Raw genomic sequence first — 22412 nt, 5'->3', positions numbered from 1 at the left:
GCTAGCTCCCTCCATTGTTCATAATTTACTTATCTCACGACTTCCTCTGATTTAACAGGTGTAAGCGGTGTTCCCTGTGTCCACCATGTTTGTGGGAATTCGGTTCCAATCCAAGTGTCGCCATTGCCAGGAACGTCCTTCATATCCCAAACTACCGGCTTCCATGCTGGGTCCGTGATGATATACCCTGCATCGCCGAACAATTCAATCCGGTTTCCGCCTGGTTCAATTACATACATACAGAACGCTTGGCTGACTCCATGCTTATTGGGTGGAACTTCAATTTTAATACCATGATCTTTTAGTAAATCTGCCACGTCATAAAGGTTTTGAGGTATTCCATACCAGTAGCAAAGATGATGCAGCTTTCCTTTTACCCCGTTAGGTTCTTGCATATAGGCAATTTCATGAACCAGATTGGAAACGCTAATCCAGCTGCCCAGCACTTGACCATTATTCTGGATTTGCTCTCTTAAACGAAATCCTAGTGTATCGAGCATAAAATCCGTATCAGCTCCTGGATTGGAAGTCATAAGATTAATATGATCTAAGCGGCGAACCGGCACACCACGGTCTGGACGTTTGGACGGTCGATTTAATAGTTTCGATCTTTGGCCTTCTTCCACTTGGTAATACTCAACATCCCAAAGAATTTCCATTAAGTGGCCGTCTGGATTTGTAAACTGATAAGCCCTTCCATGTCCGATATCTCCATCAATCCAGCCTTTGCCTAATCCTGTTTTTTCAATTTTCGCTACACGACGTTCTAGTGCCTGCGGAGAAGTGGCGCGCCAAGCAACATGCCCGACTCCCGCTTGAATTGATTCTGTAATGATTAATGTATTGTGATAGAAATCCTCATAAGCGCGAAGATAGACGGATTTCTCAGTGCGAGCGGTTACTTCCATTCCTAGAAATCTTTTAAAAAATTCAACTGATTCCTCAAGCTTTGGAGATAATAGCTCTACGTGAGCAAGCTGTGCTACATCAAAAATTGGTTCCTGGTAAGAAGTCATGGTAATCCTCCTATTAGATATATTGGTTGAATTAGACTACTTATTTGCGAGACTCACTTCAGGTGATATAGAGCGATATTGGCCATTAAAGAACATGAGCGGCTCTCCGTCTTCAAGATTAATATCGAGGACCTTTCCGATGAATAAGGTATGATCTCCTTCAATATGTTCATTTACCACTTCGCAGGCTACCTGAGCAATCGCTCCTGTTAATACAGGGAGTCCTTCTAGTTGATCGAAGTTGATGTTTCTTTTTTCTTTTATCTGACCAGCAAAGAGCATTGAGTATTCTTGTTGCTCTCCCGCCAAAATATTGACAGCAAACTTTTTACTATTCTTGATTTTTTCGAGCATTTGCGCTCTTTCTCCGATGGAAATCACTACTAGTTTTGGATCAAGAGAAACCGACATGAAGGCATTAGCCGTCATGCCGTGCACCTCTCCTTCCACTTCAGTCGTAATGACCGTGACACCCGTAGCAAATTTCCCCATAGCCTGGCGAAATTGACGATCATCCATTTTGATTCCTCCTATAAAGTTACTTGATAACCACTTCTTTTTCTGCTGCCTCTGCCCATGTTTTATTTGTCCAGCCCTTTAGGTCATAATCACTTAATGCAGAGTCTACGAATGCTTTTTGCACATCGGCAGCACCTGTTGCCTCAAAATGGAATAATGCTTCCATATTAATATTTTCATGGTTTCCGCCGTAGTTGACTTCATATAGTTCATGACGCCCGCCAAACTCCGTGCCGATTGTATCCCAAACCATTTTCAATAATTTCACTCGTTCTTCCGCGCTAATGCCTGTTCCGCGGTAATACGTGTCTAAATATGGTTTTAGATCTTCATTGAGGAAATCCTTTGAACTTGAAGGCAATTGAATTAACCCTCCAGCTACAACTTGCTCAAAGATATTTTTCACTTTCACCCATGCCAGCGGAGCTAGAGCACGATAAGCAGAACTTGAATAAGAGTTAGGAATCACCAAACCATTTGGCCCTTTTTCAGGATCTGATGCCATTGCAGTAGAAAGACCCCAGAACATATTACGTAATGCGACCACTTCGCCAATCTTTGCCTGAACCCCACGGAAATCTTTTGTTCCGGCTCCTTCCGTTGCTTTCAGTAACAAACCGGTCATAAAATCTAATTTTACAGCGAGACGTGTGCAGCCATGGAATGTATAGCGCGGTATGAAACCGCTTACTTTTGCGAAGTTATTTGAAACTTCAATATTTCGATATGCCAGGACATTTTCCCAAGGAATGAATACGTTATCGAGCACTATCACAGCATCATTTTCATCAAAGCGGCTCGATAACGGATAATCAAATGGAGTTCCGTTTTTGGCAGCATGTAATTCGTAGGATTGGCGGCTAATCATACTCAGTCCTTCAGCATTCATCGGCACGAAGAAAATCAGTGCATGACTATCATCACCGCCGCCTAAATCTTTTGGACCATAGTTCGCAACAAAATTATAATGTGTTAAGGCTGAAGCCGTTCCTACCATTTTGGCACCGCTTACAATAATACCGTCATCACGCTCTGCAACCGCACGTACAAATACATCTTTATTCTCATGTAATGGTTTTGAACGATCTACCTGAGGATTAATAATCGTATGATTAATGAATGGTACCTCTTTTGTTGATTTTTTGTACCATGCCAACGCATTGTCTTCGAAACCTTTATAAAAATGACCAAACGCATTTAAGTGTCCAGTGAAGGAAGCTTTATAATCCGGGGTACGGCCCATAAATCCATAGCTTAGCTTTGCCCAATGAGCAATAGCATCTCTAGCCTCTAATAAATCCTGTGCACTGGTAGGAGTTTTGAAATATTTATGTGTTCTGTCGCCAAATTCGCTTGTAGTTGTTAAGATATCACGTGTAGCCGGATCATGGAGAGCGTCGTACATTCTTGCATATGAACGAGCAGCATTCCGATAAGCGGGATGTGTGGTAACATCTTTTATTTTTTCACCGTTTAAATAAACTGCCCTGCCGTCATTGAGACTTTCCAAATATTCTTTACCTGTGAACATTTCTTCAACTCCATTCTTATATTCCTGCAATTTTACGTGTGATTTTCTTTCCATCACTAGTACTATCATAATTTATCTGAAAATTCGTAACAATAACACAAGATGACCGAAAAACCAGTTAATACTGCCACTTTGTGTCAGTCACAAAAAAATGCCAGACACCCCGCATTGAATTCTGAGGGAAGTCTGGCAAATTTTAATAAATATATGCTTATGTTTTATCTTTTTGATTTTCGTATTAATAAAATCAATCCCATTACTCTGCTAGAATTTTATTGATTCTTTCATGCTCCACAATTTTCAATGCTTTTAAAGCCATCATCAACTGAAATTGTATTTGTGGATCTCGTAAATCACGATTAAGAAGATCGGTAAGTTTATTGAGCCGATAACGAAGGCCGCTTTTAGAAAGGGAGAGGGATTCCGCGGTTTGATCTAAGTTGCCGCCTTGCTCAAGAAAATGATAGAGTGTTTCAATCAATTCTAGTTTATTATTATCAAGATTTTCATAGAGTACCCCGATTTGATCTCGGATCATTTTCTTGATTGCTTGTTCGTTTTGATTATTGATTAAGATACCCAGAATGCCCAAATCACTAAACAGCGTAATCGGTTCCTCTCTTGAAGAGAGCCGGAGTGCTGAACGTGCTTCTTCCATTGCAACCACTGCTTCAAGAATATTGCTGTTTTGTGCACTTATTCCTCCTAGGAAAAGAACATTTCTTATTTCTTTCTTTAAAAAGGCTACTAATGACCTAATGGTTTTCTCTATTTGTTGCTGTGGGACTTGTTTCTCGGTAATCAAAAGAATGATGCTTTCAGGCTGCTGGCCGATTAGCACATTTAGATCTTCTTCTCGAAAGTAAGCACCCACCATTTCAAATATTTTTTTATGAAGCGTAAATGCCTTTTCATCACATGTATTCATAAATTTGTATGTCAAAGCCGCCATATGATAGTGGTAATTTAGATCTAATTGGATAAAGTCCGCCTTCCTCATGATTTCTTGTTGGGTATATTTGCCGCTAATAATTTCTTCAAGAAAATGACCTTTCACTTGTTCCATTGATTCAACTTCTGTTTTTTCCTTTAAAAACAGGAGCGAGCAAATGGAAGCTAAACGATCTAGGATCATCGAGTCAATCTCATAATTAGGGGTTCTATCTTGTTCATATATAAAAGAACAATACCCAACTATCTTCCCTAAAAGGTAGATAGGCGTTTTTAAACTAATTCCATATTCAAACGAGAATATCCCCACGTTGGAATGACATTGCTTTTTTTCTGGAATCTCAGAAACTGTCTCTGTAAGAGATTCTACGTCTTTTAAAGTAATGCCTTTACAGGCTAAGACATGTTTACGACTATCCTCCACGACAATCGGCAAATGATTTTGTTTATGTAAAATTCCGAGAATTGAATCTAGGTTATTGCCTTTGATCAGTTCATTTGTCAGCTCATTATAGGTTTTGGATACATGTGCCAGATTATTTCTTTCCAGCATGAGCTTTTCATTTGTATGCTCCAGTTCTTTCAGTATCGGCAGTTCTGTACTATATGAAAAGAATTCCTCCGCCTCATCCTTCCATTCTGAAACAAGACGACCTTCCCAAACACAACAAGGGTCCCCTTTTCCCTGACATTGCAATTCTTTGAAGAATACATCCACTCCGACCACACCCGTAACATATCCTGTGGCATATCCAGTTAACGTATAACAAACAGGCCCTTGGCTAATCCCAAAATTTTTAAGGTGTTGTTCTGCCTCATATGAATTTGCCCAAACTCCTTTAAAGCGAAACGATTTAATTTTGTCTCCTTCCACTTCAAACTCTTTTTCTGTGATATGGGATTTCGCATGTCCTTTTAAGGCATGGATGATCGGACCATGTTCTATTTTTTCGAGTAAACTTAAGGAGTCTTTCTTTGCCACCTCTTGTGCGTCTTCAATTCCCAATTGATAGCCATACTTAAAGAAAAAGGTTTTCATCCGGTTAAGCCCAATATTCTCAATTAAATCCCGCTGCATAGTTCCGAATGCATTGGTTGAAACAAATACAGCTCTTTCATTGTTTGCAAACCATAATTCATTCTCCTGACGAATATGTAATAAGTCATTTAGTTCTAGTGTTTTCATTCCATTGCTCCCTTATTTCTAAGCTAATTAAGAGTAAATCTTACATGCGAGTGAATGAATGATGAATATTGACTTATGCTTTTCTTCCAGTTTAATAGTTTCTATTATACTGAAGGAGATATATGATGAAAAGGCTCTTACGAGAGAGTTCTATTAGCTTTCGTCAAAGTGTTCCCTTATCAGTGCCTGCTCTTCACTTGGACTTAGGATCCCATAGGCCTTACCAACGTTTCCATTTTTATTTTCCCATATTACGTTATGGTCTCTTACGATATTACTAAAATCGGCACTTAGCCAATCATTGACAATAGATAGAAAATCTATATTTTTATTGAAATCTGAATTTTTCTGAAGGACTTCTTTCACTGCTAAAAGGTTAACCTCCGTAATTTGAACAAATCCCCATTTTTCCTCAGAACGTACTTTTTGGTGCGTCATATTATGGAGAATCTCTGCTATATCTTTTTCGGTTGGTGATTTATCAATGCCTAATGCAAGTTTTGCTTGCTGGATATCGTCGGCTAATTCTGCCAAACGTGCTTCTTCCTTCGCCTTCATGCTTTTGACAAATTCTGCGTTTACAAGTGCTACCCTTTCCTTTAGCATTAACTTTTCTTCACTATTAGGCAATTGTATGACCGCTTCTTCAGCTGCGTATATGTTCTCTTGTGTCGGATTCATCTCCGCACTGATTACCTTCGTTTCAGCTAATCCACTCTTCTCTTGGGCCTCCTCTCTTTCTGCCTTTTGCTGGGTTTCAATTGCAGCTTCCTTTTTTTCTTCTTGATAAAACTGGTAACCTAGCATTCCGCCGCCTGCAAACACTAAACCTGAAAGAAAAATGACAACAAACTTCTTTTTGCGTAAATCCATGATGCTTCCTCCGATGTTATGTAAAAAATTCAATACTTTTACCAGTATACCTGATATTTTAAACTATGACTTCCGTTAGGCATATAATCTCATTATCCCTTACTTATGTTTACATAATATAATTATTTATTATTGCATAGTTGAATTGGTTCAAATTCTTCCACTAAACCCCAATCAACATTCCCTTCCAGTTCATTACTTATTTTTTCAATGAGTAGAATTGCCTGTTGGTCAATCCCGCTATCATATCCGATTTTAGAAAAATATAGGTTTCTAAATTGAACAAACCAATAGTATTGACTGTATAGAATCTCTTCGGATGTATAGGAGGAATTGGTCATAATATCTTCGCCACATTGCTGTAAAAACAAATAATAGGTAAATACTTGGGATAACTCTCTTTCTTCAAGCGCAATAAAATTTAACTCTTCTAGAACAGGCTTTAAAGTTTCAAACAGATGTTCAATTTCTTGTTTCATAATAATGTTCATCGTAATCTCCTAATTATCAAGTTCCATCCATACAATTTATTTTAACATGAAAGCTGTAATACAGAAGAAAACCCATCGAATGAACGATGGGGCTTTATTTTACCAATATTTCAGATTTATCAATAGAAACGGTTCTACACTTCCAGGTTCTTAACCAATTACTAATCTTATCTTTTAGTTCATCATCAACGGGTTGCTTCAGCGACTTTTTATTATGATTTAAGATTTTGCTTATACTATATTCACTATCTATTTTACGAAGCATATGGGTCATATCTTGAATGATATGTGTTTCACATTCACCTTGTACAAGTGTTTTTATCTTTGCTAGGTCACTGACCTTTACGTTGACATCCTTTGTACCTGTAATCGCCAATACGGGACAAGTGACCTTTTGTAATGGTTGTGAAACATCAAAGTGTATATGCTCTCTATTCCATTTTGCGTTAATCTTTTTCCCTTTATATTTAATAACTGGATCGTCAGATGCAAGCAATGCTTTTGTTAATTCATCATTTATTTTTGTAATTTTTTTATCTACTTTTAATAAACGAAGCAGCCAGCCTTGGAACCCTTTAACCGCTCTAAGGTCATTCATGATTGCCTCACGCTGCCAGGTCAAAGTTTCTGCTAGAGGTTCTGCCGTTCCTGCCAGAAGAATCATCCCATCAACTGGAACCTTTTCATTCACAAATGGTGCTAAAATACTGCCTTCACTATGTCCTAGTAATATAACATTCTCTTTGTCTATTTTTGGATGCCTTTTCGCAAATTCTAAAGCAGCCTCTGCATCGTCTATTAAATCCTGCACACCTGTTTCATAAAAGTCTCCTTTACTCGCTCCTACTCCTCGTTTATCATAACGAATGCTCGCAAAGCCTTCTTTCGCCGCAACTTCACTTAATTCTTTAAAAATATTCATCGGCATTCCTTTCGCATTGGAATCCCGATCAGTTGGACCACTTCCATGAACCATCACAATTAAAGGATATTTTACGTTTCTGCCTTCTGGAATGATTAGTGTTGCAGCTAATGGAAATTCCCCTGGTATCGTCACTTCAACCTCGTTACTCATCACATTCAACACCTTTTTTGTATATTTACCTTACTTATCTAATTAATTTTATTCATTTTAGATAGTACGTATTACCTAGCAACATCGTTCAATTATTTTTCTATTTTTTAGGCATCATCTTATAAAAGAAAAAAGACCTTCAACATTGGATGTTGAAAGTCTTTTATTAGCGAGACATTGGATTTTTATGAAGCTTTTTTAATAACTTCGACGTCTTTGGCAGGCTTAAATTGGCCTTCCCATTTTGCAACAACAATCGCCGCTAATGAATTACCGACAACGTTAACAGCCGTACGACCCATATCTAAGATACGGTCAATACCAGCGATAAATGCTAATCCTTCAGCAGGTAACCCGATTGTACTAAATGTAGCTAATAGAACCACAAAAGATACTCCAGGTACTCCTGCCATTCCTTTTGATGTTACCATCAAGACTAGCATTAGTGTAATTTGTTGTACAATGCTCAATTCTATCCCGTACATTTGGGCAATAAATAATGATGCAATAGCTTGATATAGTACCGAACCATCCAAATTAAAGGAGTAACCTGTTGGAATTACGAAAGTCGCAATGTGTTTTGGACTTCCTGCTTGTTCCATTTTGTCCATAATTTTCGGAAGTACTGTCTCTGAACTTGCTGTTGAAAAAGCCAAGATTAATTCTTCTTTAATCATTTTTAATAATTTAAAGACACTGAACCCAACGATTTTCCCCATTAATCCTAACACAACAACAACAAAGAAAATCATGGTTCCATAAACAGTTAATGCTAACTTGCCTAAAGGAAGAAGCGATGCAAATCCATATTTTGAGATTGTTACACCGATTAAGGCAAAAACACCGATTGGAGCATATTTCATAAATAAGTTCGTCACATAAAACATGGCACTTGCTACACCTTCAAATACACGTAAAACCGGTTTTCCTTTTTCTCCAATAGCTGCAATTCCAAGACCAAATACAACTGCGAAGAAAATAATCGCTAACATATCTCCTTCAACCATTGCATTGATCGGATTTGTAGGAACAATATGAAGAAGTGTATCGGTAATTGATTTTCCTTCTTGTTCTTCAGATGTGTGTACATAGCCAGAAATATCACTTTGCTCCAGCTTGTCCATATTTAATCCCGCACCAGGCTGGAAGATGTTCGCTGATATGAGTCCAACAGCTATCGCAACCAATGTCATTCCAATAAAATAGGTAAGTGATTTGGCTCCTAACTTACCAACAGATTTCAAATCACCAACGCCAGCTATTGCAACAATAATACTAGAAAGTACAATTGGCACGACAATCATTTTAATTAATCGGATAAAGAGATCACCAAATGGCTGTAAAATACTCTGTGCACTTTCACTTCCGTAGAAGATTCCACCGACGATGATCCCTAAAACAAGACCAATGAAAATTTGAGTTGCTAAACTTGATTTAATTTTTTTCATTAATTACCCTACCTCCTGGTTGAAATATATAAACGAATTACACAGGTAAGGGAAACAATGGGTATGATATTTAGCACAAAAAAAACGGCTAGTGGTTAATCACTAGTCTATCATACTGTTTCCTCTCAATCGCTGACGAGGTTAGCTTTCAGGTTAGGACTATGGGAAACAATAAGCCCCTTCTCTTTAAAGAATTCACCAATAGCGGAAATATCCGCATAAAAATTTGGGTCCCCCGCTCTTAATATAAAGATTAAGCGCAAAAATAATTTTATATCAAAATACTATTTTAGTAAACAAATTAATATTTCCAGATTACTTTGTAAATAGTCAAAAAAATAAGTCTTTATAGGTACCCACACACAAAAATCACCACAAATGTGTAGTACTTAACCATTTGTGGTGTTATCATTCTATTTATTGATTTATTAATTGTTTCACTTTTGAAGGCTTTCGTTCCTTACTTATTTTAATGATTTCCCCTAATATACTGATAGCAATTTCTTGTGTGGTTTCCGCACTTATCTCCAAACCGATCGGGGAATGCACTTGCTCCAGCTGTTCCGCTGATATTCCCTCACTCTTTAATTTTTCAAATATAGTTATGGTTTTTCTCTTGCTGGCAACCATCCCAATATAAGCAATCGGAAATTGCAGTGCTGTTTTTAAGACAATATCATCGCGGTCTTTGGTCACAATGATGACATACGACTTTTCATTTAACTTGGCAGCAAGCATTGCCTCTCCAATATCCTCGTTGACAAAAAGTTTAGTCGCATTAGGGAAGCGCTCCTTGGTGGCATAACCGATACGATCATCAACAATGCAATATGGATACTCAAGAGTATCTGCAAGCTTTGATAATGCAAGTGCTAGGTGCCCTGCACCTGCAAGAACAAGCTCTGGTCTGCTTTTGTAGACTTCGATGAACACCTTTAAAGTACCGCCGCAATTCATTTGTATACCGTCTTTTGCGTGTTTATTCAACTTGTATTCAACAATTTTCGATTTACCGTTTTGGAGCGCCTTTACACTTTCTTCGATGATATAATATTCAGCCAATCCCCCTCCGACTGTACCTTCAATCGTACCATCCCGGTAGACAATCATTTTTCCTACATGACTGGGAGTCGAGCCTCTTGATTCGATAATCATGGCTAGTGCAAAGGTTTCGTTTTGACGATTCAGCAAGGCAACTTTTTCCATCAGCAGCATATCTAGCTCCTCCCTTTTTTAACATTATTTTATTTGATACTGTTTCATACTTAGAAAATAACGTAAGAGATTTAAGGCAACGGTTTTTCTGTATAAAGCAGTTGAGCGTTGATCGTCTATAGGTTTGATGATTTTTTCGAAGGCCGCCACCACTTGAGTGATGTCTGCATCTGATAATGGGATGGTTTTTCCTATCAGAATCTTTTCAATATCCACGGAACGAACCATTGTAGGTCCTACCGCCCCGAAGGCAAAGCGAACATCCTTGATTACATCGCCATTTAACCTGATATAGCCAGCAAACCCCACTTTGGCAATCGCATCTGCGTTTCGGTTCCCAACTTTTTCAAAAACAACATGAGCACCTTCTTCAAGAACGGACGGCAAGATAACTTCAGCTAAGATTTCATTGGGCTCCCGCTGAACTTTCCTTACACCTTGAATAAAATCGCTAATGGCTACAATGCGCTCACCCTTTACAGAGCGGAGTAAGAGTTTGGCGTTGTATACATATAAAAGGGGCAGTGTGTCGCCTGCGGGCGAAGCGTTGCAAACATTTCCTCCCAGTGTCCCTCTGTTACGTATGGCGGGTGCCGCAATTGTTTTGATTGCCTTCTTAAGTTCTTTGGGAATAAGCGGATTTCCAAGTAATTCACTATAGGTACAGCAGGCACCGATGTGGAGGTCATTCTTATTTTGATAAACCTGCTTGAGTTCAGAAAGATGATCAATAAACACAATTGGTTTTGAAATTTTCGGGGGTACTCCCCTTCGGCTTTTGTACATGACCATCACATCGGTGCCACCGGCAATAATCGTACAGTCTTCTTTATTCAATTGGCTTAAGGTTTCTTCTAACACATTGAACCGATACGATTTTATTTTTTCTGCCATAAGCCGTCCCCTTTTTTCGCTGCGAAGTTAATCGCTTCTACAATCATATTGTAGCCCGTACACCGGCACAGATTTCCGGATATCCCTTCACGAATTTCATCCTCTGACGGATTCGGGTTTTGGGTCAATAACGCTGCACTTGCCATGACCATCCCAGGAATGCAGTAACCGCATTGTACTCCTCCAGCCTGGCTGTAGCTTTCATCTAAAATTTTAAATTGTTCACTTTCCATGATTCCTTCTATCGTGACAATATCGGCTCCCTCAATGGAACCAATTGGAATTAGACAGCTGTTTTGCAGGAGGTTATTTACAAACACGCTGCAGGCACCGCATTCTCCTTCTCCGCAACCTTCCTTTGTTCCGATTAATTGATGATCCTCTCTGATAAAATCCAGTAATCTTACTGTAGCAGGTGCTTCTGTCTCAACTGGTTTTCCATTCAGGGTAAATTTAATCAACCCTCTTCACCTTCTTTCACATAAAGACTTTCTATAATGACTTCCGGTGTAATCGGTATTTGCTGAAAAGGAATCTGTAATGCATCCTCAATCGCGGCCTGGACTGCTGGTGCGCCGCCAATTAAGGTTAATTCACCTGCACCCTTCGCCCCATATGGACCATCAGCATAGGGATTATCAAACACCTTGCTTTGGATTGAAACAACGTCTAATGAAGTCGGAGGGCCATAATCAGTTATACTTTTTTGTTGAATTCTCCCCTCTTTTGACGTCATTTTTTCTAAATATCCGTACGCTAAGCCTTGGGCTAAACCACCGTCAATCTGGCCTTTCATAACACGGTCGTCAATGACCTTTCCGACTTCATAATTGGCATATACTTTTTCGAGTTTTATATTTCCTGTTAATGTATCCACTTCAACTTCAACGATGTTAACGCCCCATGAATATGCTGGGTAGGCATCCCCTGTAAAGGTTTTTTCGTTCCAAGGAATCATTTCACGGTGGACGTAGTCTTCCACTACTTCCTGCTCCACCCCTGATTGCCACTTATCTTTTAGTTTTTTTGCCGCCCTTTCAAGTAATTTTCCGACAATCATGGTCGTCCTAGATGCTACGGTCGGTCCCGAGTCTGGCACTTCTTTTGTATCAGGGTCTGGATACAAAACATCTTCAAAAGGGAGGTCCAGTTCCTTAGCGACAATTTTACTAAGAGTTGTATAAATGCCTTGTCCCATATCAGAATTTGAGATTTTAAGTGACACCTGGTCGTCTTTTGATTTCACCAGCTTCACCTTTGCTTTAATATGATCTCTTTCTCCGCTGCCTGTAAATCCACAGCCATGGAGGAACAAGGATGTACCAATGCCTTTCTTATAGCGCTGGTTTTGTTGATTAAACTGTTGAAACTCCTGTTTTTTCTTTTTGTAATTGGAGCTTTTTAGCAAATCTTCAATCATTTCTTCCATTAGGATTGGATCACGAAAATTCCCTTTGGTTATCGTAGGGTCTCCTTGTTTGACAAGGTAGTTTCGTTTATAATCCAATGGATCTTTGTTTGCCAGCTTACTCAGATGACCAATATGACTTTCAATACCTGCAAAGCTTTGAGGTGCACCAAAGCCTCTGAAGGCACCATTTGGAACGGTGTTCGTCTTTAAGACATATCCTTTTGCATGGAAATGCGGGATTTTATATACACCAGCACTGTTAAGTAAGGCGCGCTGCAGCACAACAGAGCTTAAGCCCACATTCGCCCCGCCATCTAAAAAAACCTCTACACACATGCTCAATATATTTCCACTCTTATCAATAGCCGTTCGATATTTGAGCTTAGCTGGGTGCCTTTTCGTCGTCACTACCATATCCTCAGAACGGTCAAACACGAGCATCACTGATTTTTTAACTGCTTTTGCAGCTATGGCTACGTGACAAGCCATCATCGAAGGAAATTCTTCTTTGCCGCCAAACCCTCCGCCAGTAGGGCTTTGTACCACTCTGACGTCATCTTCCCCACAGGCTAAAGCGTTTACCAATGCATTTTTTATATAATATAGACATTGCATCGACCCCTGGACGACAATTTCATCATTCTTATAAATGGCTAGCATTCCTTGAGGCTCAAGATAGACATGTTCCTGGTAACCTGTAGCATAATCTTCTTCGATGATTTGATGAGCCTTTAACTCAATCGATGTAATGGTCTCCAAACTTTCGCCAAATTCATAGCTCGCCATATTAACTCCTGGTGCTGATTTCTGCTTGATCGCTTCGTCTAACGTATAAATAGCCTGATGTTCTTCAAATTCAATCTTCACTTCATCTAATAAATGATAGAGGGTCTCTAGCTCCTTTCCCACAAGCATGAGAATCGGCTCACCAATATAATTGACCCAGTCATTAGCAAAAATTGGCTGGTCTTCTTTAATGATTTTGACATAATTTGGTCCAGGGATATCCTCTGCTCCGACTGCTTCATAACCTTCTGGAAAATCTGGTAATTGAATGGATTTGATTTTTCCATAAGCAATCGGCGAACGGTACAACACACCATAAACCATATTTTCTACTTTCACATCACTAATATAGGGCAGCTGGCCCGATACCTTCCCTTTATGATCCTTTTTGGGCACTGAGGTACTTATATCCTTCAGCTTCACATTCCAACAACACCCTTCAACTCATTTTTATAACAAACCTCTTCCTACAATCTTATAAATCAACATGATGATTTATGACCATGAGTGACCGTGGGGACGGTTCTCATGGTCTTTTTTTCTAGAAAAGACCATGAGAACCGTCCCTGTGGTGTTTCCTTTGGTGTTTTTCCTCGGAAATGGAACCTTTTTTATCCTTATTCGTATAGAAGGAATAGTGGAGAATTACAGTGAGAGGTGACTTATGGATCAATCTTGGAAACGGCCAAAAATCAATATTCCAAAAACTGCGAGTGAAAAAATCTGGGATATAATTGGATATTGTTACTTTATCGGGACAATTATCTTTTTTATTTCTGTTTGGTCTATACTGCCAGACCAAGTCCCTGGACATTACAATGGTTTGGGCGAGGTGGATAGGTGGGGTTCAAAATGGGAGCTAATCATGCTTCCTATAATAAGTTTATTCCTGCTTCTCATGCTGCAATTTCTTGAAAGGCATCCTGAGTGGCACAATTATCCATCCCGATTTAATGAATCTAATGCAAAAGCGTTTTACCTTTTGAGCAGAAAAATGTTAAATATCGAAAAGAACATTTGCATACTGGTATTGCAAACCATTCACTTGGAATCCATTATGGTCGCATTAGGCAGGTTAAATGGATTAGGGGTTTGGTTCTTACCACTAGCGTTTGTATTGGTGTTACTTCCAATCATCGTTCAAATCATTAAGCAAAGAAAAATTGAATGACCGCGGGTGACCGTGGGGACGGTTCTCCTGGTCTTTTTTCGTCTAGATTGGACCATGAGAACTGTCCCCATAATATTGGATGTAGTAGGAAAAGGCTTTTTGATAATCCTCCGGCGTATCAACATCCATTAAAATACCCGGGTCATCTACAGTAAAATATGATTTATCGTAACCATTGAGGACATCACGTAAATTACTTTCATGATTGGTCGCAAGGATCTTATGACTGACTTGTTTAGATAGTTTGATGGGGTGACCCCCTTTAAATTTAAAACTTGGTATCACTACATTCCCATCTTGGTCGGCAAGCAGCTGCAGTGTCTTTTTATTTACAAGCGGACAATCTCCAGGTGTAATAAAAAAGGCAGGAGCCTCTAGTTCTGTACACCCCTTTTGAATGGAACTAAACATTCCTAAGTTAAAATCTTCGTTATAAACCAACTTTATCTGGAATGTATATGCTTTTTTATCATTGATTTTATTAATCTCCTCTTGGATAGTTTCTGCTTGATACCCCGCTACGACAATGATTTTGCTGCAAATTTCTTCAAATTTAGAAATCGTATGCTCCAGAACAGACATTTGCCCCAATGGCAAAGTCATTTTAAATGCATTTGCCCGGCTCGAATAGCCGGCAGCTAAGACGATTGCTTCCATAATTATCACCTCAAGCATTAAGTCCATTGGGACGTTTATTGGTCCATTTTTGTTTAACTATGTCCACAAGAACCGCCCCTATGGTCATTATATGTTTGAGTTCGTCCATTCTGAACGCAAATAAGAAGCCTGTCACAAAACAAGTGACAGGCTCCTTTTGCCTCATCTTTATGAGGGATTCATTTGATTATCAGTGATTCATTTATAGTCCTTTTTTTTCTTTTTTGGTGGTCTTGGGTAGATTTGAGGTCTTTCAGGACCCATATCTTCAATCCAACAATCTAATATTTCATTTAGTTTTCTGACGATTCTTGGTTTGTTGTGATGATGATGAGGGTTATCACAATTGCATTGTTTCCCTGGCTTGAAATGATCAAATGATTCATTTTCATCCATAGTATTGAACTGATTTTGAGCTGCAAAGCCGCTGCCGCTGCCCGTTAATACAGCGCCTTGTATAGTACCTTGCGCAGCATTACCTGTAAATTGTGCATTTTCCAAAATGATTCTGTTTTGACTAGCCACAGCACATTGTGCACCATTAATATAAGGATTCATTGCAGGTACAAACGGGAACATGATATTTTGAGGATCATTGTTATGGTCGTCACCAGGGTTAGAAGGGTCATTAATTGTAGAGACCACGGGATTTAAGCTCAGAATGCGATAAAATAAAATATGACCTACTTCATGAGCGAGCAAATATGTTTCAAAGGCTCCATCACTTAATGAGCAACGACCATATATACTATAAAGATTTGTGTTCGTAACGCTATCGACCACTGGGCCTGCATTTCCAACATGTCCGCCGTTAAAAGTTTCACCACTTAAATAAACAACATATATTGCCGTAGCGAAATTTGTTGTGACTCTTGCCTCATTGATTACCTGCATAATTCTTGGGTCCGCTGAACTTGTAACAGTTGACGCGTCGATCGTCACCTCTGGACGATAAATAAGACTGTGTGAAACAAAATTAATACCACAAGACACTCCTGGCGGGTTTCCAGTTCCCCAAACTTCATTTGCTCTTCGAATATCAGCTTGCACCCTTGCATTTCTTAGTTCTGGAGTATCACTTGATCTAGATCCCCTAGTAAAAATACTGACAATAGAAACGGTTGGCATCTATTAACACCTGCCTTTCATGAAAGATTTACTTACATAATAGTAGATGCAAGTCTACCAAAAGTGGCTTGTACGTTTGAATCAGGTTATTTTCATCATTTTTACTAGAAATAGCGTCATAAAAATCATAGAACTAGAATCTTTTATAGTTTAAAAACAAATATTTTTACTGTGCCTTATGTATTTGGGTTACCTTGTACTTTTTGATATCATTTACAGTAAAGGTTTTAGGAGGATTGATATATAAATGAGTGACGTAAACTTACTATTTCGTAAGAGAATTGGGATCCCGCAAGATGAGGTAATTACATTCCAAAAATTAGCTATAGTCCTGGAAAAGACGGCAAAGACTATTCCGTTTGAGAATTTATGTATCATTGAAAATAGAACGAAGGAAATCACAAAAGAGAATGTAACCAGTAAAATACTAGAACAAAATGAAGGCGGCCTTTGTTATGAACTAAATACAATCCTATACCTTTTTTTAGAGGCGAATGGATTTAACCCTAGCCTTGTCCGGGGAGTAACTTACAATCAAATGAATCAACAATGGAGTGCGACTGGGAATACCCATGTGCTCAACCTTATTCCCCATAATGGGCAGGTATATATCGTTGATACTGGTTTTGGGGGTTTCTTACCATTGAAGCCTGTACCGTTAAGCGGTGAGATTGTTACTTCTAGTAACGGAGAATTTAGAGTCGAACGTGTAGACAGTGCACACGGGGATTATATTTTGTACATGAAATTGAATCGTCAAGATGAAGACTGGAAGAAAGGGTATGCTTTTAATTCTAAAGTAGAGGTTCAAAATATAACTGAATTAAATGAAGTTCAAAGAACCATCGTTGAGCATCCTGAATCTGCTTTTAATAAGAAACCGTTACTCACCAAATTAACAGATAAAGGGAACATTACCTTATCGGATACTTCCTTTACAGAATGGGTAGATGGAGTATTAAAAAAGGAAAACATAGACGAAAAACGCTACAACGAAATAAGAAAAGAACTTTTTTAAAAGACCGCGGGGACGGTTCTCTTGGTCTTTTTTCGCCTTATTTGGACCAAGAGAACCATCCCAATGGACACCCGTTCATCTACCACAGCATTTTTTATATTTCTCCCCGCTGCCACATGGGCATGGCTCATTCCTGCCTATTTTAACAACTTTATCGCTATCACGATTGTTTGATTTAGCAGTTGGCAGAGGCATTAAATGTTTTTTCTCTTGTGCACTCAATTCAGCTGGTGTGTATCCTTTAAGAAACCATTGTCTCGTGTTATTCATCAGATGAACAACTTTATCCATTAAAGCTTGAACGGTTTCTAAACTATCAAATTCAAATTGATTACTTAGATATTTTAAAATTTCATTAGGACCATGACCATTTCTAGTTGCATATACACACTCTTCTACAATATGGTTTGCTTCCACTTTTTGTATTTCAAAGTTTTGGATTAGAAAGTTCACTAATTGTGTATAGTTTATATTCCTCTCAACAAAAAACGGTTCACCTGCTGTTACCAGCTGCTGTCTTGTAAAAGGAAAGTAAGGAACTGTTTGTCTCGCTTGATGTTCCTGTAAAACTTCCCTCGGTTCTGTCACTCTTAGTGTAGAATAACCAGCCTCGTTACTATAGTTTTCCTTACGGTACGTATTGGCATCATATATTACTTCAAGATATTCTCTTACGTTTATCTTAGTTTTTGTATGACTTTCTAGCATCTTTAGCAGGTTTGATAAACTCAGTGTTCCATAATAATATAAAAGTCCGTTTGTAAGTTTGATCCACTCAGTATTTCGAGAAACCGTTGCCTTAATATTCATATTTTGATCTAAGGCGATAATGGAATCGATAAGATCACTCGGAACAACCAATAATTTTTTTCCTTCAAAACTGCCCGTAAAAATCAAACCGGTATCGCGAAAGTACTCAATTTCATTCGGTTCTATGTTCGGTGCAATGATCTGACCGCGATTACTTGCAATAGTAGTAAGTATATTAAATCGTTCAAGATCCCATAAAGAGACAATATTCTCTAGATTCAATGGAATCCTCTCTGCCAACAAAGCAATCAATTCAGATTTCTTCAAACTACTTGCCTTTTTAATATCTAACTTTTTTCTTATATCATCCAGGTCTGCTTTTGTAAAAGAACTTAATCCTTCAAGAAGTGTAAAAGGAAACACCCTTACGCCCCAGTGTTTTTGGTATTGCTTTTCCTCCATATCACTTTGCATTTTTTTAAGTCCATGTAAAACTTTCAGCATGCTTTTTTCTAATTGTTTATCAACTTTATTGCTCATACTATACACCTACTCTATTTACCTAGTATATAGTGAGGATACACCAAATACTTTAACTCCACAACATGATAGTATTTTGCTATAACTAACTTTCATGGGTGAACCACTATGATATACTTTCAACAGAGACATACAAAAAATAAAGGATTTTAAAAGATGATGGAACAAACGAACTTATACATAGATGAAATACTTTCCCAATACTTCCTGGCAGGCAGCTGGGTAACACGGGCCGGGGAAAGCGGTGCAAACAATACGACACGATTTGTCACGGTGGATGCTGAGAAATTTGTACTCCGCATTTACGAAACCCATCAAGATGTAGAGAAGGTACAGTATGAGCATACGATCCTGACTGCACTAGCGGAATTGCCCCTGCCTTTTTCTATTCCAATGCCTGTACAGACGCGTGATGGCAAAACAATGTTAAGAACGAAGGATGGGAAGATTGCTAGTTTATTTCGTTACATGGAGGGAGTAAATCCTGTTTTAGACTCGTTGGCCGAAATTCACTGTTACGGAAGAACAGCTGGAATTTTGTCTGATACGCTTGCATATGTACAAGTCAATCAGCAGCCTGCCTATAGACCCTATTATGAGATTGACAGCACTCACCCTCGTTGTTCTATACAGGATGTTTTGAGCTTTAGCAAAAACCCTCCGAGAGAATTTTCGGAACTGACAACTGAACTACAGGTGATTTACGAGCAGCTCGCTTCATTCATGGAACAAGTTCCACACTTGAGGCAATTGCCGCATCAACTGGTGCACGGGGACTTAAACGCATCTAATATTCTGGTCAATGAAAAGGAAGAAGTTTCAGCAATTCTCGATTTTGAGTTTGTTACGAAGGATTTGCGGGTAATGGAGCTGGCCGTCTGCTTATCGGACTTCATCCAGCCTAGCAAAGTTTCAGGTATTACATGGGCAAAAATCAATGCATTTCTTACCGGTTATGGGAAATCTCTAAAATTGACAGAAGCTGAAATTGAAGCAGTTCCTGTTCTCATCCAACTCAGAAGCCTCGACGTTTTTATTCATTTTTTAGGCCGATATTGGGACCAGGTAAGCTCTATAGAAATTGTTAAAGAATACATTCAAAAATCAGCGGTACGGTGCAATTGGATTGTGGATCATAAAATCAAATTGCTTACTTTATGTCATGATCTTTTGTAAAAAAACAAGGGGCTGGTATTATTGGTTCAGAGTCTAACCAATAATACCAGCCCCTTGTTATATACACAGAATGACCATGAGAACCGTCCCCACGTCCCTGACACTTCATTTATCGAACGAGTTGGCATTGAATTGAATAAGTAATTGATTGATGAAAAGGTGATAGGAACCACAAAGGTAGCTAACGGTTGGTTTCCAGCATCTATACTCAAAATTTTACAGTCTATTATCTCCCTTCTTTTTTAGGAAGGTTACAATAAAAGTGGTTTTCCCAGCTGAGCTTTCTACCTTTATTATTCATGACCACCCGGATAAACTTCTATCGGGAAAAATACTAAATGAATCACTGCTAGAAGATATATCGCTAAGGTTATTACTGTAAAATATTGTATCGCGTGATAGTTCTTTTTTCTAGTTCCAACGAAAAGCGCTAGTAAAAACAGAATGAATGCTGGAAGTAAGATATACCATGATTCTATTGTCAAAATATCCATCTTTGTTTCCTCCTATATTCCACTTATTTTATAACGCTGTATCAATCACTTAAGCGTTGATTTTATTATAGAATCAATTTTTAAAGATTTTCTAAAGAATGATTAAAGGTTATCTAAATTCTATAGATCTTAAAGATGAATTCTATCTGTATGAGGATTTGTGTCGAGAAGTATATGGCGGGAAACGAGAAAGAGGATTTTGTTTACTGATTCACAAACCTTGCAAAAAAAATTTCAACCATAAAAGACCGATTGTTCTTTTATGGTTGAAAAAAAAAAGCAATTGTGAAGATATATTTATCTATTTTTCTACTTTAAGCGCATTTTTTAAGCTTTTAATTATGCCTATATGTTCACTTTCATGGAATGAAGTGTAAGAAAGAAGTTCACCACAGGTTTCTAATTTTAATGTACCCATTGTAAATGGGTTTGCAATTTTTTCCTCGAGTCTTCCTGCAAACGTTTCTTTAACACGATTCACTTGTTCAGATAGTAATGTAATAAGCTCATCTATTGAAGGTGGAGTGGCGTTCCAGTCAGTTGTTTTTGTACCCGTTTTGAATAAGTCCATATATCCCTCAGGGAGGTTGGGAATTTCGTTTGAAAAATGAAAGACAATTCCCTCAACAGCAACATAAATATGACCTAACTGCCAGCGTAGTGAATTGGGATATCCATTTGGAATGATGTCTGCATTTTCTTCTGTTATCCCTTGTGCCACCTTTAATGTATTGTTACGAGCAAATTCAAATAGATCAAAAATCATTTTCTCATTCATGTAGCGAGTCCCCTTTTTCAATCAGTTTTTTTATTGCTCTACACTCTTTTACTATTCAGCTATATTTCCCATTGAAATTGAGATTCTATTCCAACTGTTAATTTGATTAATTAATAAAATAAGGTCCACATACTGTTTCTCGTTATAATGTTCACGCACTCTCTGGTATAGCTCATCCGGAACACGTTTTGTCGCGATTAATGTCACATGCTCTGTCAACTCAAGGGCTGCTTTTTCTGCATCTGTGTAAAATGTACACTCTCTAAAGGCACTTAAACAATATAACCGTTGTTCACTTTCTCCCATTTTTCTAGCATCAGCCGTGTGCATGTTGATGCAATATGCACACCCATTTATTTGGGAAGCACGAATTTTTACCAACTCACGTAGTTTACGGTCTAAACCGGTTGTTTTTGTATATTTTTCCATTTCCATCATGATTTTTAATGCTTCAGGTACTGCATTATAATAATTGATACGCTGTTCCACAGTCATTACCTCCTGTTGATGTTTTAATTAGCGACAATGTTAATCGGCGATTAACTAAGTCTATAATATGATGGTTTTGAAATTATGTCAACCCTCCGAAAAAGACCGATATATGAAAGAAAACTATGTTTGACAAAGAAATAAAACATTCCTAAGATAAATGGAAGGAATTACTTTATGAAGAAGGTGTTGGTATGCAGTATAGTGTTGGCGTTGAATATGCACTTCATTGCCTAGTATATTTAATTGATATTCCTGAGGATTCATCTATTGGAATAAAGGAGCTTTCCTTTTTTCAAGGAATTTCAGATACATATCTTTCAAAGATTTTTACTAAATTATCAAAGGCTGGCATTGTCGATTCAGTTCCAGGGGTTAAGGGTGGATATAGACTCGCTAAATCTCCGGAAGAAATTTCTTTTTGGGATGTAGTAGAAGCCGTTGAAGGTCCTAAGCCGATTTTTCAATGTAAAAATGTAAAAGACAATGGTTACCTGTATAGAGAAAACTGTTGCTCCGCTCCCTCCTTTTGTACCATCAATTTAGTGATGCTCTCTGCAGAAGAAAAAATGCGTGATTTTTTGAAAAATAAAACACTTGCCTGGCTAAATGAAGAACTAAATCGTGTGCTGCCTGCTCAAGTACGTGAAGATACACGAAAGTTTTTTTCAAAAAACAATATGTAAAAAACCTCTCGTGAGATTCCTACAGAAAGAGAATCCTACGAGAGGTTTTTTAATTACCCATGATAAAAAGGCGAAAGTGAATACAATCATACATTAGTAAAAATAATAATAGTGACAACATATTATGGG

Annotated in this window: 22 protein-coding genes and 1 riboswitch; of the genes, 4 read left to right on the top strand and 18 right to left on the bottom strand. The window is 38.2% G+C overall.

What is annotated here, in order from left to right:
* Positions 1-29 precede the first annotated feature (29 nt).
* From SFC47_RS06090 to SFC47_RS06035, 12 genes are all read right to left on the bottom strand, one after another.
* Positions 30-1016 (bottom strand): catechol 2,3-dioxygenase, encoded by a 987-nt coding sequence (locus SFC47_RS06090; RefSeq protein WP_411253344.1) that lies wholly within the window; start codon positions 1014-1016, stop codon positions 30-32.
* 36 nt (positions 1017-1052) lie between these two features.
* Positions 1053-1535 carry a flavin reductase family protein gene (locus tag SFC47_RS06085; RefSeq protein ID WP_411253343.1) on the bottom strand — a complete coding sequence of 161 codons (483 nt, stop codon included), beginning with the start codon at positions 1533-1535 and terminating at the stop codon, positions 1053-1055.
* 19 nt (positions 1536-1554) lie between these two features.
* Positions 1555-3066 (bottom strand): 4-hydroxyphenylacetate 3-hydroxylase family protein, encoded by a 1512-nt coding sequence (locus SFC47_RS06080; protein ID WP_411253631.1) that lies wholly within the window; start codon positions 3064-3066, stop codon positions 1555-1557.
* Positions 3067-3322: 256 nt separating this feature from the next.
* Positions 3323-5203, bottom strand: a complete 1881-nt coding sequence (locus SFC47_RS06075) for a XylR N-terminal domain-containing protein (RefSeq protein WP_411253342.1) — start codon at positions 5201-5203, stop codon at positions 3323-3325.
* 153 nt (positions 5204-5356) lie between these two features.
* Entirely contained in the window at positions 5357-6076 is a 720-nt protein-coding gene (locus tag SFC47_RS06070) for a DUF6241 domain-containing protein (protein WP_411253341.1), read from the bottom strand.
* Positions 6077-6198: 122 nt separating this feature from the next.
* Positions 6199-6567 (bottom strand): hypothetical protein, encoded by a 369-nt coding sequence (locus tag SFC47_RS06065; protein WP_411253340.1) that lies wholly within the window; start codon positions 6565-6567, stop codon positions 6199-6201.
* 94 nt (positions 6568-6661) lie between these two features.
* The gene (locus SFC47_RS06060) at positions 6662-7642 is read right to left on the bottom strand and encodes an alpha/beta hydrolase family protein (RefSeq protein WP_411253339.1); all 981 of its coding nucleotides are present in this window, start codon (positions 7640-7642) and stop codon (positions 6662-6664) included.
* Between the two features lie 185 nt (positions 7643-7827).
* On the bottom strand, positions 7828-9090 hold the full coding sequence (locus tag SFC47_RS06055; protein ID WP_411253338.1) for a cation:dicarboxylate symporter family transporter: 1263 nt from the start codon (positions 9088-9090) through the stop codon (positions 7828-7830).
* A 115-nt stretch (positions 9091-9205) separates the two neighbouring features.
* A riboswitch (cyclic di-AMP (ydaO/yuaA leader) is annotated at positions 9206-9360 on the bottom strand.
* Between the two features lie 147 nt (positions 9361-9507).
* A complete protein-coding gene (locus tag SFC47_RS06050; protein ID WP_411253337.1) occupies positions 9508-10305 on the bottom strand; it encodes an XdhC family protein in 798 nt (265 codons plus the stop codon).
* A gap of 24 nt (positions 10306-10329) precedes the next feature.
* On the bottom strand, positions 10330-11199 hold the full coding sequence (locus SFC47_RS06045) for an FAD binding domain-containing protein (RefSeq protein WP_411253336.1): 870 nt from the start codon (positions 11197-11199) through the stop codon (positions 10330-10332).
* The gene (locus SFC47_RS06040) at positions 11184-11660 is read right to left on the bottom strand and encodes a (2Fe-2S)-binding protein (protein ID WP_411253335.1); all 477 of its coding nucleotides are present in this window, start codon (positions 11658-11660) and stop codon (positions 11184-11186) included. The genes SFC47_RS06045 and SFC47_RS06040 overlap by 16 nt, the downstream gene beginning before the upstream one ends.
* Positions 11657-13819 (bottom strand): xanthine dehydrogenase family protein molybdopterin-binding subunit, encoded by a 2163-nt coding sequence (locus tag SFC47_RS06035; protein ID WP_411253334.1) that lies wholly within the window; start codon positions 13817-13819, stop codon positions 11657-11659. Before SFC47_RS06035 ends, SFC47_RS06040 begins: the two co-directional genes overlap by 4 nt.
* 241 nt (positions 13820-14060) lie before the next feature.
* Here SFC47_RS06035 and SFC47_RS06030 point away from each other — a divergent pair, with 241 nt between their 5' ends.
* Positions 14061-14567, top strand: a complete 507-nt coding sequence (locus SFC47_RS06030) for an SdpI family protein (protein WP_411253333.1) — start codon at positions 14061-14063, stop codon at positions 14565-14567.
* 42 nt (positions 14568-14609) lie between these two features.
* On the opposite strand, the gene SFC47_RS06025 is transcribed toward SFC47_RS06030, so the two are convergent.
* Entirely contained in the window at positions 14610-15251 is a 642-nt protein-coding gene (locus tag SFC47_RS06025) for a nucleotidyltransferase family protein (RefSeq protein ID WP_411253332.1), read from the bottom strand.
* A gap of 171 nt (positions 15252-15422) precedes the next feature.
* Positions 15423-16352 carry a hypothetical protein gene (locus SFC47_RS06020; protein WP_411253331.1) on the bottom strand — a complete coding sequence of 310 codons (930 nt, stop codon included), beginning with the start codon at positions 16350-16352 and terminating at the stop codon, positions 15423-15425.
* A 247-nt stretch (positions 16353-16599) separates the two neighbouring features.
* Here SFC47_RS06020 and SFC47_RS06015 point away from each other — a divergent pair, with 247 nt between their 5' ends.
* Positions 16600-17370: an arylamine N-acetyltransferase family protein gene (locus SFC47_RS06015; protein ID WP_411253330.1), complete on the top strand. Its 771-nt coding sequence runs from the start codon at positions 16600-16602 to the stop codon at positions 17368-17370.
* A gap of 75 nt (positions 17371-17445) precedes the next feature.
* Here the strand turns inward: SFC47_RS06015 and SFC47_RS06010 are convergent, their stop codons facing one another.
* Positions 17446-18660: an SEC-C metal-binding domain-containing protein gene (locus SFC47_RS06010; protein WP_411253329.1), complete on the bottom strand. Its 1215-nt coding sequence runs from the start codon at positions 18658-18660 to the stop codon at positions 17446-17448.
* A 156-nt stretch (positions 18661-18816) separates the two neighbouring features.
* On the opposite strand from SFC47_RS06010, the gene SFC47_RS06005 reads away from it, so the two are divergent.
* Positions 18817-19836, top strand: a complete 1020-nt coding sequence (locus SFC47_RS06005; RefSeq protein ID WP_411253328.1) for a phosphotransferase — start codon at positions 18817-18819, stop codon at positions 19834-19836.
* A gap of 293 nt (positions 19837-20129) precedes the next feature.
* On the opposite strand, the gene SFC47_RS06000 is transcribed toward SFC47_RS06005, so the two are convergent.
* From SFC47_RS06000 to SFC47_RS05990, 3 genes are all read right to left on the bottom strand, one after another.
* Entirely contained in the window at positions 20130-20330 is a 201-nt protein-coding gene (locus tag SFC47_RS06000; RefSeq protein WP_411253327.1) for a hypothetical protein, read from the bottom strand.
* A gap of 301 nt (positions 20331-20631) precedes the next feature.
* The gene (locus SFC47_RS05995) at positions 20632-21108 is read right to left on the bottom strand and encodes a DinB family protein (RefSeq protein WP_411253326.1); all 477 of its coding nucleotides are present in this window, start codon (positions 21106-21108) and stop codon (positions 20632-20634) included.
* A gap of 51 nt (positions 21109-21159) precedes the next feature.
* Positions 21160-21597, bottom strand: coding sequence for a carboxymuconolactone decarboxylase family protein (locus tag SFC47_RS05990; RefSeq protein WP_411253325.1), 438 nt, complete (start codon positions 21595-21597; stop codon positions 21160-21162).
* Positions 21598-21791: 194 nt separating this feature from the next.
* Here SFC47_RS05990 and SFC47_RS05985 point away from each other — a divergent pair, with 194 nt between their 5' ends.
* Entirely contained in the window at positions 21792-22283 is a 492-nt protein-coding gene (locus SFC47_RS05985) for an RrF2 family transcriptional regulator (protein ID WP_411253324.1), read from the top strand.
* The last annotated feature ends 129 nt before the right edge of the window (positions 22284-22412 follow it).

Origin of the sequence: Neobacillus niacini, assembly GCF_046591715.1 — a bacterium.
In the GTDB taxonomy this organism is placed as follows: Bacteria; Bacillota; Bacilli; order Bacillales; family Cytobacillaceae; genus Neobacillus; species Neobacillus niacini_L.
Note: the sequence above shows the minus strand (reverse complement) of the source record. Positions and strands in the feature narration are given on the sequence as shown.